Annotated in this window: 12 protein-coding genes; 11 read left to right on the top strand and 1 reads right to left on the bottom strand. The window is 63.5% G+C overall.

Annotation, left to right across the window (positions count from 1 at the left end; all coding sequences use genetic code 11):
* Positions 1-255: 255 nt before the first annotated feature.
* The 5 genes from OZ411_RS23065 (at position 256) to OZ411_RS23045 (ending at position 5,351) form a co-directional block, all read left to right on the top strand.
* On the top strand, positions 256-2,304 hold the full coding sequence (locus OZ411_RS23065; protein ID WP_282529781.1) for an elongation factor G: 2,049 nt from the start codon (positions 256-258) through the stop codon (positions 2,302-2,304).
* 51 nt (positions 2,305-2,355) lie between these two features.
* On the top strand, positions 2,356-3,144 hold the full coding sequence (locus tag OZ411_RS23060) for a GNAT family N-acetyltransferase (protein WP_282529780.1): 789 nt from the start codon (positions 2,356-2,358) through the stop codon (positions 3,142-3,144).
* Between the two features lie 3 nt (positions 3,145-3,147).
* Entirely contained in the window at positions 3,148-3,780 is a 633-nt protein-coding gene (locus OZ411_RS23055) for a YoaK family protein (protein WP_282529779.1), read from the top strand.
* Positions 3,781-3,818: 38 nt separating this feature from the next.
* The gene (locus OZ411_RS23050; protein ID WP_282529778.1) at positions 3,819-4,661 is read left to right on the top strand and encodes a shikimate dehydrogenase; all 843 of its coding nucleotides are present in this window, start codon (positions 3,819-3,821) and stop codon (positions 4,659-4,661) included.
* 63 nt (positions 4,662-4,724) lie between these two features.
* Entirely contained in the window at positions 4,725-5,351 is a 627-nt protein-coding gene (locus OZ411_RS23045) for a hypothetical protein (protein ID WP_282529777.1), read from the top strand.
* Between the two features lie 200 nt (positions 5,352-5,551).
* Here the strand turns inward: OZ411_RS23045 and OZ411_RS23040 are convergent, their stop codons facing one another.
* Positions 5,552-6,688, bottom strand: a complete 1,137-nt coding sequence (locus OZ411_RS23040) for an alpha-hydroxy acid oxidase (protein WP_028163858.1) — start codon at positions 6,686-6,688, stop codon at positions 5,552-5,554.
* Between the two features lie 105 nt (positions 6,689-6,793).
* Here OZ411_RS23040 and OZ411_RS23035 point away from each other — a divergent pair, with 105 nt between their 5' ends.
* The 6 genes from OZ411_RS23035 (at position 6,794) to OZ411_RS23010 (ending at position 12,936) form a co-directional block, all read left to right on the top strand.
* Complete coding sequence (locus tag OZ411_RS23035) at positions 6,794-6,958, top strand: hypothetical protein (protein ID WP_165421574.1); 165 nt, start codon at positions 6,794-6,796, stop codon at positions 6,956-6,958.
* A gap of 216 nt (positions 6,959-7,174) precedes the next feature.
* Positions 7,175-8,527, top strand: a complete 1,353-nt coding sequence (glmM, locus tag OZ411_RS23030; RefSeq protein ID WP_130584143.1) for a phosphoglucosamine mutase — start codon at positions 7,175-7,177, stop codon at positions 8,525-8,527.
* 336 nt (positions 8,528-8,863) lie between these two features.
* The gene (locus OZ411_RS23025; RefSeq protein ID WP_282529776.1) at positions 8,864-10,123 is read left to right on the top strand and encodes an MFS transporter; all 1,260 of its coding nucleotides are present in this window, start codon (positions 8,864-8,866) and stop codon (positions 10,121-10,123) included.
* Between the two features lie 278 nt (positions 10,124-10,401).
* Positions 10,402-11,256: an outer membrane beta-barrel protein gene (locus OZ411_RS23020; RefSeq protein ID WP_282529775.1), complete on the top strand. Its 855-nt coding sequence runs from the start codon at positions 10,402-10,404 to the stop codon at positions 11,254-11,256.
* Positions 11,257-11,442: 186 nt separating this feature from the next.
* On the top strand, positions 11,443-12,267 hold the full coding sequence (locus tag OZ411_RS23015; protein ID WP_282529774.1) for an outer membrane beta-barrel protein: 825 nt from the start codon (positions 11,443-11,445) through the stop codon (positions 12,265-12,267).
* Positions 12,268-12,345: 78 nt separating this feature from the next.
* Positions 12,346-12,936, top strand: a complete 591-nt coding sequence (locus OZ411_RS23010) for a glutathione S-transferase family protein (RefSeq protein ID WP_282529773.1) — start codon at positions 12,346-12,348, stop codon at positions 12,934-12,936.
* Positions 12,937-12,948 lie beyond the last annotated feature (12 nt).

Raw genomic sequence — 12,948 nt, 5'->3', positions numbered from 1 at the left:
CACGCGAGGCGCGTGCCGCTTACGCCAATGCAACTTGACAATCCAGATAGTCGCTCATCCGTCGCGCATTGCATGCGCGCCACCTTCTCCCACAAGGGGAGGCAAGAAGTCGTGCACGCTTCATTGCATTAGACCATTACATCGCAACGCAGCGACGTTTTCGCGCGTGTTCCCGCTTGCCAAACGCCCGCGACGGGCGGAGCATCGACGATTGCCGACCCAATCAAGGGCCGAGCTCCAGATGAGGAGACGGCAATGGGACAAGACGTCAGAAGTCCCCGAGGTCCACGGTGCATTGCACTGGTGGGCCCTTTCCAGAGCGGTAAGACCACACTTCTCGAAGCGATCTTGGCGCGAACCGGTGCGATCCGGACAGCCGGCAGTGTCGATGCCGGAAGTTCCGTTGGCGACGCCAGTGCCGAAGCGCGCAATCACAAGATGAGCGTCGGGCTTACCGCCGCCACCACGACCTTCATGGGCGACAGCTACACCTTCCTCGATTGTCCCGGCTCGGTCGAATTCGCGCACGATATGCGCATGGCGCTTCCCGCGGTCGATGCCGCGGTCGTGGTCTGCGAGGCCGACGAGAAGAAGCTGCCGCAATTGCAGCTCATCCTGCGCGAATTGGAAGAGCTGGCCATTCCCCGTTTCCTGTTCCTGAACAAGATCGATCGCGCCAACAAGCGCGTCCGCGAGACGCTCGCCACGCTGCAGCCGGCCTCGCGCGTGCCGCTGGTGCTCAGGCAAATTCCGATCTGGAACGGCGATCTGATCGAGGGTTTCGTCGATCTGGCGCTGGAACGCGCCTTCGTCTATCGCGAGCACAAGCCGTCGGAGGTGGTCGCGCTCGAAGGCGGCGATCTCGATCGCGAGAAGGAAGCGCGCTTCTCGATGCTGGAGAAGCTTGCCGACCATGACGACGCGCTGATGGAGCAGTTGCTCGAGGACATCCAGCCGCCGCGCGACGCCGTGTTCGACGATCTCGCCCGCGAACTGCGCGAAGGCGTGATCTGTCCGGTGCTGCTCGGCTCGGCGCTGCGCGAGAACGGCGTGCTGCGCCTGATGAAGGCGCTGCGCCATGAATCGCCCGGCATCGCCGAAACCGCCAAGCGCCTTGGCGCCCCCGAAACGAAGGATGCGCTCGCCTATGTGTTCAAGACCGTGCATTTGCAGCACGGCGGCAAACTGTCGCTGGCTCGGCTGCTCGCCGGCCGTCTGGACGATGGCGCGACGCTGATCTCCTCGTCCGGCGAGACCGGCCGCGTTTCCGGTATCCTCGCCGCAGGCGGCGCGTTCGACACCAAGCGTGCCGCCGCGGAAGCCGGTGATACGGTTGCGCTCGGCAAGCTCGATGCGATCAAGACCGGCGACACAATGGCGAGCGGCAAGACCGCGCCGCCGTCGCTGGTGAAGGTCGAGCCGACATCGCCGGTGCTGGCGATGTCGGTCGCGGCCACCGACCGCAAGGACGACGTCAAGCTCGGGCAGGCGCTGTTGCGGCTGAACGAGGAGGATCCGTCGCTGACCCAGATCCAGAACCAGCGCACGCACGATACCGTGCTGTGGGGGCAGGGCGAGATGCACCTGCGTGTCGCGGTGGAACGGCTGCGCGACCGCTTCGGCGTCAACGTCAAATCGCACCCACCTGCGATCGGGTATCAGGAGACCATCCGGAAACCGATCACCCAACGCGGGCGGCACAAGAAGCAGTCCGGCGGCCACGGCCAGTTCGGCGACGTGGTGCTGGAACTAAAGCCCTTGCCACGCGGCTCCGGCTTCACCTTCGACGAGACCGTGGTCGGCGGCGCGGTGCCGCGGAACTATATCGGCGCAGTGGAGGAGGGCGTCGTCGACGGCCTGCTGAAGGGTCCGCTCGGCTTTCCCGTGGTCGACGTCCATGTGCGCCTGACCGACGGTTCCTACCACAGCGTCGACTCCTCCGATCTCGCGTTCCGCACTGCAGCGCGGATTGGCGTCAGCGAGGCGCTGCCGAACTGTCATCCGGTGCTGTTGGAACCGATCCACATGGTCGAAATCGTCTGCCCGACCGACGCCACCGCCAAGATCAACGCCATCCTGTCGGCGCGGCGGGGCCAGATTCTCGGTTTCGACACCCGCGAGGGCTGGGCCGGCTGGGACTGCGTCCGCGCCACCATGCCGGAAGCCGAAATCGGCGACCTGATCGTGGAACTCCGCTCGGCCACCGCCGGCGCCGGCAGCTTCACCCGGCAGTTCGATCACATGGCTGAAGTGACCGGCCGGACAGCCGATCAAATTATTGCGGCGCATCGCGTGGCGGCATAAGTGTTGCTAGGATCATGGCCCCGGATCGAGGGTCATGATCCCCGCATCGCCATGGAAGTTGTCGATCTCTCCTTGAAAATGCGGCGGCTGACGCAATGGCTGGACGGCCGTTGTCAGCCTTACCGGCTTGTGCGCCGGCAGTTCGACGGTCCGCCGTTCGGTCACTGCTACGTGACCATCGATCCCGAACGTCAGGCGCCGTTTCCATCCGCCAACCTCAATCGTGTCTATCTCTGCGGCGCCGATCCCGCCATGACGGATGATGCGGTCGCGCGCTTCATCGATCTGTTCACGGCTGAGGGTGTGAAGCGCTTCTTTGTCTGGCTGAGCCCGGGTCCCGACATGGACCTGATGCGGGCGCGGCTCGAGGCGGGTGGCCTGTCGCGCGCACGCCGCACCGGATATCCAACTTTGTGGCGCACGGCCTATTCGCCGCTTCATTTCACAACCGATCTCGGCATCCGCGAGGTGACCACTGACGAGATCGATGCGGCGCGCGATCAGCTCGGCGACACGCTATGGCCGGAATATGCGCGCTCGGCCGGCCGCAGGGGCTTCGTGCACTACATGGCGTTCGACGGCGATCAGCCGGTGGCGATCGCCGCGCTCTGCCTGTTCGAGGACATCGGCTATCTCCTGGCCGCGACCACCGCCGAAAGCCATCGGAAGCGCGGCGCGCAGCAGGCGCTCATCGCAAAGCGGGTCGAACGCGCCGAGCAGATGGGCTGCAGGGTCCAGGTCTCCGAGACCATGTACATGCTGGAACATTCGTACCGCAATCTGCGGCGCGCCGGTTTCACGGAAGCCTACGAGAAAGAGGTCTACGAGTGGACGGCGTGACGCATGCTTGACTCGCGCCGTAACATGACGCTGGCCTGTGCGCTGAGCGCGCTCGCCGGTTATCTCGACGGCATCGGCTATCTGCATCTCGGCGGCCTGTTCGTCTCCTTCATGAGCGGCAATTCGACGCGTCTCGGCGTCAACCTGACCGAAGCGAACTGGTTCGCGGCGGCGCAAACCATTGGCATCATCGTGACGTTCGTGTTCGGGGCCGCGGCGGGCAGCTTGATCGCGCTTGGTCGCGGCGGCCGTCGCCAGACCTGGCTATTGCTGACGGAAAGCCTGCTGCTCATCGGCGCTGCGCTGGCCTATGCTTTCGGTTGGCCTATTGTCGCGGTCGCGGCGATCGTGTTCGCGATGGGACTGGAGAACGCCGTGTTCGAGGTTGGCGGCGGCTCGGCACTTGGCCTCACCTATGTCACCGGCGCGCTCGTCAAGGCCGGCCAGCTTCTTGGGGCGGCGCTGACCGGCGGCCCGCGCTGGGCCTGGCTGCCGAACCTCCTGCTATGGACGGCGCTGGTGCTGGGGTCGACCGTCGGCGCGCTCGCTTATCTCCACCTCAATCTTTCCGCGGTCTGGTTCGCCGCAGGCGCCGCCGTCGTACTCACCGCGGTCGTCGCAGTGCGGGATAAGTGAGGATTGACAGTTCTCACCGCTTGTCCGAATGGACTGAAATGACCGCACCGACCAAAGCCCGCGCCGCATGCCTGATCGGATGGCCGGCCGCGCATTCGCGCTCGCCGCTGATTCATCACTATTGGCTGAGGAAGCTCGGCATCGAGGGCGGCTACAACATCGAGGCGATCCCGCCGGAGGGCTTTGCCGAGTTCGTGTTGCATCTGTCGACGCATGGCTTCGTCGGCGCCAATGTCACGATCCCGCACAAGGAGCGCGCGCTGGCGCTGTCGGTGCCTGACGAGCGCGCCCGCGCGGTCGGCGCCGCCAACACGCTGTGGTACGAAGGCGGCGAGCTGCGCTCGACCAACACCGACGTCGAAGGTTTCATCAACAATCTCGACGCCTCCGCGGCCGGCTGGGACCGGGCGACGGAGGCGCTGGTGTTGGGCGCCGGCGGCGCGGCGCGCGCCGTGGTGTTCGGATTGCTCGATCGCGGCACAAAGCGCATACATCTCGTCAACCGCAGCATCGAGCGTGCCCGCGCGCTTGCCGATCAGTTCGGTTCTCGCGTCGAGCCAGCCACGTGGGATGCGCTTGCCGATCTGTTGCCGAGTGCAGGGCTGCTGGCAAACACCACCTCGCTCGGCATGCACGGCCAGCCGGCGCTCGCGCTCGACGTCGGCTTGTTGCCGCCAAATGCTGTTGTCGCCGACCTCGTCTATGTTCCACTGAAGACGCCGCTGCTTGCAGCCGCCGAGGCGCGCGGATTGAAGACGGCCGACGGGCTCGGCATGCTCTTGCACCAGGCGGTGCGCGGCTTCGAATTGTGGTTCGGCCAGCGCCCGCAAGTGACGGCGGAACTGCGTACGCTGGTCGAGGACGATCTCACAAAGGCTTGAGTGCGCGAAATATCGCCGCGACAGCGGGGTCTCTGCAGAGGTGATCCACCCGGAGCTCTCGCTATGCCTCCCTACCGTTCCACGCTCGCCCGCCCGCTATTTGCCGTCGCCATGGTTGCGGCATCAACCCTCTATGCGATCGCGCAACAGCCGCCTGTGTCCTCGCGGGTGCGCGGGACCATCGAAAGCGTCGTCGGCGACACGATCGAGGTCAAGTCGCGCAGCGGTGAGGACGTCAAGCTGCATATGACGGGCGATGCGCGCGTTGCCGGCATCGTCAAGATCGCGCTATCCGACATCAAGGTCGGTTCCTTCATCGGCGCTACGACCGTGCCGGGTTCCGACGGCACGCCGAAAGCGGTGGAAGTCCACGTCTTCCCGGAGGAGATGCGCGGCACCGGCGAGGGCTCGCGGCCCTGGGACACACGTCCCAACAGCAGCATGACCAATGCGACGGTCGCCGAATCCGTGGTCAGCAATGATGGCCACACGCTGCTCGTCAAGTACAAGGGCGGCGAGAAGAAGGTGATGGTCTCGCCTGACACACCTGTCGTGACCTACGTCCCCGGCGACAAGTCCGAGCTCAAGGCAGGCGCCAAGATCATCGCATTCACGAAAAAGTCGCCCGATGGCTCGCTCGAGACCAACCGCATCAGCGTCGGCCGCGACGGCATCACACCTCCGATGTGAGGCGCGCGTTGATGTCTTCCCTTCTCCCCTTGTGGGAGAAGGTGGCGCGCATGCAATGCGCGACGGATGAGGGGTTCTCTCCGCGGGTGACGGTGCTCGCGGAGAGAACCCCTCACCCAAATGCGCTTGTTGCCGATGTCGGAGCTGCCCTCTCCCACAAGGGGCGAGGGCACATCAATCGGCATCGCGCGCGTGTTAACCTAGACCGCCAGCACCTTGTCGTCGATCTCTGCGATCGTGTTGACGCCGCACAGGCCCATGGTCGTGAGCAGTTCCTTCGCCAGCACGTTGATCGCCTCGGTGACGCCGGCCTGTCCGCCGGCGCCGAGACCGTAGGCATAGGCCCGGCCGATCATGCAGGACTTTGCGCCGAGCGCGAGCGCACGCATCACGTCCATGCCAGTGCGGATGCCGCCGTCGAACATGACTTCAACCTGCGAGCCAACGGCGTCCACGATCTCCGGCAGCACCTCGATCGAGGAGGGGGCGCCGTCGAGCTGGCGGCCGCCATGGTTGGAGACCACGATCGCCTGCGCGCCGGTCTTGGCCGCGATCTCCGCGTCCTCGACGTCGAGGATGCCCTTGAGGATCAGCTTGCCTGGCCAGATGCTGCGGATCCAGTCGATGTCTTTCCAGTTCAGCGAAGTGTCGAACTGCGAATTGATCCAGGTCGAGAGCGAGGTGATGTCCTGGTCGATCTTGAGATGGCCGGCGAGATTGCCGAAGGTGCGGCGCTTGCCGCGCAGCACGCCGGAGACCCAGGCCGGCTTGGTGGCGAAATCGATCAGTTTCGACAGCGACCATTCCGGCGGCACTGTCATCCCGTTCTTGATGTCCTGGTGCCGCTGGCCGATCACCTGCAGGTCGACGGTCAGGACCAGCGCGCTGCACCTGGCGGCGATCGCGCGCTCGATCAGCGCCTTAATGAAGCCGCGGTCCTTCATGACGTAGAGCTGGAACCAGAACGGCTTGTCGACGGCGGCCGCAATGTCCTCGATCGAGCAGATCGACATCGTGCTCTGGGTGAACGGAATCCCGGCGGCCTGTGCGGCGCGGCAGGCATAGATCTCGCCGTCGCCATGCTGCATGCCGAGCAGGCCGACGGGGGCGAGGATCAGCGGCATCGCGGCCGGCTCGCCCAGGATCGTGGTCCTGAGGTCGCGCTTGGAGACGTCAACCAGGATGCGCTGGCGGAATTTGATCTGCTGAAGATCCTCGCTGTTGGCGCGCAGCGTGTCCTCGGTATAGGAGCCGCGGTCGGCATAGTCGAAAAATGCCTTCGGCACGCGGCGCTTGTGTAGCTGGCGCAGATCTTCGATGCAGGTGATGTGCTTCATGGACGCTCCCGGCCCGTCTTGTATTTCGCGAATGCGCCGTCATCTAGCATGGTTGGATCATCTGCCAAATCACTCCGCCGAACTCCGACCCAGCAGGAGGCCACCATGACCGGATCGACCCCCAAGCCGAAAGATGCCGAGAGCGAAAAGCGCTCGCTTGAGGAGTCCCTGGAGGAGGGGTTGGAGGAGACTTTTCCGGCCTCCGACCCCGTCAATGTGACCCAGCCGCCGCCGTCCAAGGACGACCATCACATCCTCCGCAAGCGCTAGAGTCGCTGCTGGCCGCTGTCCGCAGGAACCCCGGCCTCCGAAATATACATTATTTTACAATATATTAACCTAAACTCTTGCCTTCAGGCGACGGTAATGATTCATCATATATTTTGAAGCCGTCTTGGCGGCCGACGCACTATAACGCCTGCCTGATGATGTTTCGGGCTTCTCGCTGAGGTGGCTGGAGAAGCCCAAGCCTTACTTGGGGGTGATATGAGCCGTAAATATTTCGGGACCGACGGGATTCGTGGCCGGGCCAATGGTCTGATTACGCCGGAGCTCGCCCTCAAGGTGGGGCAGGCGGCCGGCCTGGTGTTTCAGCGCGGCGACCATCGCCATCGGGTGGTGATCGGCAAGGACACGCGGCTGTCCGGCTACATGATCGAATATGCCATGGTCGCGGGCTTCACCTCGGTCGGCATGGACGTGCTGCTGCTCGGCCCGATGCCGACGCCGGCGGTCGCGATGCTCACCAAGTCGATGCGCGCCGATCTCGGCGTGATGATCTCAGCCTCGCACAATCTGTTCGAGGACAACGGCATCAAGCTGTTCGGGCCGCAAGGGTTCAAGCTGTCCGACGACGTCGAGAAGCAGATCGAGCAACTGCTCGACGAGCCGATCGAGCGCCGGCTCGCGCAGAGCGCGAGCCTCGGCCGCGCCCGCCGCATCGACGGCGTCCATGATCGCTACATCGAATTCGCCAAGCGCACGCTGCCGCGCGAACTGAGCCTCGACGGCCTGCGCGTCGTGATCGATTGCGCCAATGGCGCCGCCTACAAGGTGGTGCCGGAAGCGCTGTGGGAGCTTGGCGCCGACGTCGTGCAGATCGGGGTCGAGCCCGACGGCTTCAACATCAACAAGGAATGCGGCTCCACGGCACCGGAAACGCTGGCGAAGAAGGTGCGCGAGATGCGCGCCGATATCGGCATTGCGCTCGACGGCGACGCCGATCGTGTGATCCTGGTCGACGAGCGCGGTCATGTGGTCGACGGCGATCAGTTGCTCGCGGTGATCGCGCAGAGCTGGAAGGAAGAGGGCCGGCTCGCCAAGCCCGGCATCGTCACCACCGTGATGTCCAATCTCGGGCTCGAACGTTTCCTGCAGGGCATTGGGCTCGACATGGTGCGCACGCCAGTCGGCGACCGCTATGTGCTCGAGCGGATGCTGAGCGATGGCTACAATCTCGGCGGCGAGCCGTCCGGCCACATCATCCTTTCCGACTATGCCACCACGGGCGACGGCTTCGTCGCCGCGCTGCAGGTGCTTGCTGTGGTGCAAAAGCTCCGCCGCCCGGTGTCGGAAGTCTGCCATCGCTTCGATCCGCTGCCGCAGATCCTGAAGAACGTGCGTTATCGCAGCGGCAAGCCGCTGGATGATGTCGAGGTCAAGTCTGCCATCGTCGACGGCGAGAAGCGGCTCAACGGTCACGGCCGCCTCTTGGTCCGTTCCTCCGGCACAGAGCCGGTGATCCGCGTGATGGGCGAGGGCGACGACCGCCTCCTGGTCGAGGAAGTCGTCGATCACATCGTCTCCGCACTCGGCCATGCCGCCGCGGCTGCGGCGTGACGCTCGATATTTGTTGGACGCAAGAAGCGAGCCCCGATGCACCTCGCCTCGCCTGCGGGGAGAGGTCGAAATTCAAGCGCAGCTTGAATTTCGGGTGAGGGGGAGCCTCCGCGAGTCCGTTTGCTATTTTGCTCGCGGAGAGAGCCCCTCACCCCAACCCTCTCCCCGCGAAGGGCGGGGAGAGGGATAAGTGCTGGCGACTGCTCCGGCCTAAATCACGACCATCCAGCGCGCGCTGGTTGCATCGCAGCCATTATCTAATCGCGCTGGTCGCAGCGGAGCGTGCGTCGTAAGCACGGCTTATTGCCGCTTCGCGAGTCCCGCCAGGAATCTCCGTTGAACAAGCCCGTTGCCGTCTCAGAAGAAGCACTGGCTGAACCGGTGCTGGTATCAGACGTGACGCCGCGCATGGCTGCCCGCGCGACCGCGGTGGGGCCGGCTTACGTCGTGCTCGCGGGCATCAGCTTCTCGCACTTTCTCAACGACACCATGCAGTCGTTGATCGCCTCCGTCTATCCGATCCTGAAGGACGCCTACGCGCTCGACTACACGCAGATCGGCATGATCACGCTGGCGTTCCAGTTCACAGCATCGCTGCTGCAGCCTCTGGTCGGGCATTTCACCGACAAGAAGGCGCAGCCGTTCTCGCTGGCGATCGGCATGGGCTTCACCTTCTTCGGCCTGCTGTTGCTCGCTGGCGCGCATCACTACGGCATCATCCTGATCGCGGCGTCGCTGGTCGGACTCGGCTCGGCGGTGTTCCATCCGGAATCGGCGCGGATCGCGCGGCTCGCCTCGGGCGGCCGCTACGGCTTTGCGCAATCAGTGTTCCAGCTTGGCGGCAGCTTCGGCACCTCGATGGGCCCGGTACTCGCGGCGCTGATCGTGGTGCCGTTCGGGCAGTCCTCGATTGGGTGGTTCTCCTCGATCGCGGGTCTTGCGATCCTGATCCTGTGGCGCATCGGCGCCTGGTACAGGCCGCAGATCGTGACCAGGAAGGCGGCGGTCGTCGAGCGGCACCCGGACGCGCCGGCCGGGCGGCGGGTGATGATCGCGCTCGCCGTGCTGGTCGCGCTGTTGTTCTCGAAGCAGCTCTATATCGCGAGCCTGTCGAGCTACTACATCTTCTATCTGATCGAGAGGTTCGACGTCTCGACGCAGGCGGCGCAGCTCTATCTCTTCATGTTCCTCGCGGCGAACGCGGTCGGTGCCTTCCTGGGCGGACCGCTCGGCGATCGCTTCGGCCGCAAATACGTGATCTGGTTCTCGATCCTCGGCGCGCTGCCGTTCACGCTGGCGCTGCCCTATGCCGGCCTCATCACCAGCGCCGTACTCAGCGTGTTCATCGGCCTGATCATCTCGTCGGCGACCGCATCGATCATCGTGTTCGCGCAGGAACTGATGCCGCATCGCTTCGGCATGATCTCCGGCCTGTTCTTCGGCTTCGCTTTCGGCATCGGCGGCTTGGGCGCGGCGGTGCTCGGCAAGCTCGCCGATCACACCGACATCGCCTTCGTCTACCAGCTCTGCTCATTCCTGCCGGCGATCGGACTGCTCGCGGTGTTCCTGCCGAAAATGCCGAACCACGCGCATTAAGCGTTTTCGAGCGAAGTGGACTCCGGTGCGCGTAAAGACAACGCGTTAAGACAAGAGCTGAGATTTCATCAACGCATCGTTTGCATTTATGGCGCGGCCGCTTTCTGTTCGACAGCGGGAATAGCGCGATACCGCGAGCTTTCGGGAAAATCGTCAGAGGTTGTCAACCTTAATAATTAGGGTTAAGCGCCGCTTAAGCATTTAGTGCCATCGTCCGGCCGTGGATTTTCAGACGTGAGGCTTCCCCGCTCGCCTCACTGGCCAGAAGGACGAAGCCAATGCGTTGCGTTAAATCTCTCGTTGCCGCTGGTGCGGTCTCCCTGATTTCCTCGGTGGCATTCGCCGCCGATATGCCGATCGCGCCGCCACCGGCCTACGGACCGCCGCCGGTGGAAGATTTCGGCGGCTGGTATTTGCGCGGCGATATCGGCTTCAGCAATCAGAGCGTGAAGGAAGTGCGCAACGGCAACAACGCCTTGTACACGCCGCTGCTCTCCCTGAACCAGCAGACCGGTTTTGATACCGGCGGCATCTTTGGTCTCGGTGTCGGTTACCAGTTCAACAGTTGGTTCCGAGCCGACGTCACCGGTCAATATCGTGGAAGAACGAACTTTCACGGCCAGGATCTCGCGACTTTTCCGCTCGGCGGCGGAGTTATCGGCGCGGGGTCTGACAACTACACCGCAAGCAAGTCGGAATGGCTTGTTCTCGCCAACGCCTATGTCGATCTCGGAACCTGGTGGTGCGTAACGCCGTTCATCGGTGCTGGTGTCGGTGCCGCGCGCGTGACCGTCTCCAATTTCACCGATCAAGGGCTTGCTGATTTCTCTCCCGGCGTGATTGCGCCAGGTTTTGCGCTTGCCAGTTCGGCGTCCAAGTGGAATTTCGCCTGGGCGGCGCATGCAGGTCTTTCCTACAAGGTTAGTCCAAACCTGACGCTCGAAGTCGCCTATAGCTACGTCGATCTCGGTTCGGGATTGACGGGACCCGTGACGACGTTCCAGGGCTTCACGACCAACAATCCAATGAACTTCAAGGATATCACTTCGCACGATCTCAAGCTCGGCGTGCGCTGGAATCTGGACAGCCCGCAGCCGGTCTACGCGCCGCCGCCGCTGGTGCGCAAAGGTTAATACGAACCTTCATTGGTTAACGATTGCAGACGGCGCCGGATGTCCCCGCGCCGTTTTGCTTTGCGGAGAGGAGAGTGCTCATCACGCAGAAGATTGTGGCGAAAGCGGCGCGCGACAACCATTGGTTAAGGTTAACGAGCGATGATCGTCGCCGAGTTTGATTAAGTCGATTTGGGGGCGTGGGCGATGCGTAGGTTTTTGCTGGCGGCAGTGATGTGTGGCGCGGTGACGAGCGCGCGGGCCGCCGATCTTCCCGATCTCCCGGTGCTTCGCGGCAGCTTCACCGATGGGCTGACAACCTCCAGAGCTTACTGGGAAGGTCTCTATATTGGTGGCCAAGCCGGCTACGGTTCGTCCGATGCGAATTTCGACAGCAAGCCGTCATCTTTGATCTCCTCGCTGATTTCCGACAACGTCGTGCAGCAGATGGGCGTTGCGCAATGGAATCTCGGTCTCGGAAAGCAGACGGCGCGTTCGTCCGCATACGGAGCCTTTGTCGGATACAACTGGCAATGGAGCGACGTCGTGCTCGGCCTGGAGGCGAGCTACGTGCACGGCAGCTTTGGTGGTTCGGCCAGCGCCAGCAAGGAGCTTGTGAGCGGCTCTCCTCTCACCGACACCTTCTACCACGACGTCGGAGTCACCTCGGCATCCTCGATCTCGATCTCGGACATCGCGACGTTTCGGGGGCGCGCAGCCTATGCCTTCGGATGCTTCCTGCCTTATGCGTTCGGCGGCTTCGCGCTCGGCAAGGCCGACATTTCGCATAGTGCAATCGTTACGGACGCGGTGAGCCCCACTCCGCTTGGACGTTTCACGCCGTTGATGCCATTGAGCGCGACGGATGCCGTGCACAATCACCTCATCTACGGCTACACGGCCGGCCTTGGCATTGACATCAACCTGGTCGGCGGCCTCTTCATGCGCGCGGAATGGGAATACATCCGCTTCACCACAACGGTCGATACCAGCATCAACACGGTGCGCGCCGGCCTCGGCTATAAATTCTAGGCGCGTATGCGTCAGACGTGTTGACAGCTTCTGCTTCCGCTGGTGCTCTGTCATTCGGGAGCAGGACAACAGCCAGCCATGAAAATCTACGGTGACGACAAGTCGGGCAATTGCCTGAAGGTAAAATGGGTGTGCGATTACCTTGCGCTGCCCTACACCTGGACCAACGTCGACATCCTCAAGCAGGAGACGCGCACCGCGGAGTTCCTGAGGATGAACAGCGCGGGCCAGGTGCCGACGATCGTGCTCGACGATGGCCGCGCCTTGGCGCAGTCGAACGCCATCATCCGCTATCTCGCCCGCGGCAGCGACCTCATTCCATCGGATGATTTTGCCGCCGCGAAGATGGACGAGTGGCTGTTCTGGGAGCAGTACAGCCACGAGCCCTATATCGCCGTGTGCCGGTTCCAGATGCGCTATCTCGGCAAATCCGTTTCCGAGCTCGATCCGGAGAAGGTCAAGCGCGGCCATGCGGCGCTGGCGCAGATGGAGCAGCAGCTTGCGCTGACGCCGTTTCTGGCCGGCTCGTCGCTCTCGCTCGCCGATGTGGCGCTGCTCGCCTACACGCGGCTCGCGCATGAGGGCGGCTTCGATCTCGGCGGCTATCCCGCGCTTCGCCGCTGGATCAATGAGGCCGAGCGCTCACTTGGCCTGGCGCCGGCGCGTTAGCCGTTTCGGAAT

Source organism: Bradyrhizobium sp. Arg237L, from assembly GCF_029990105.1.
Lineage (GTDB): Bacteria > Pseudomonadota > Alphaproteobacteria > Rhizobiales > Xanthobacteraceae > Bradyrhizobium.
This window is presented reverse-complemented; position numbering and strand designations above follow the sequence as displayed.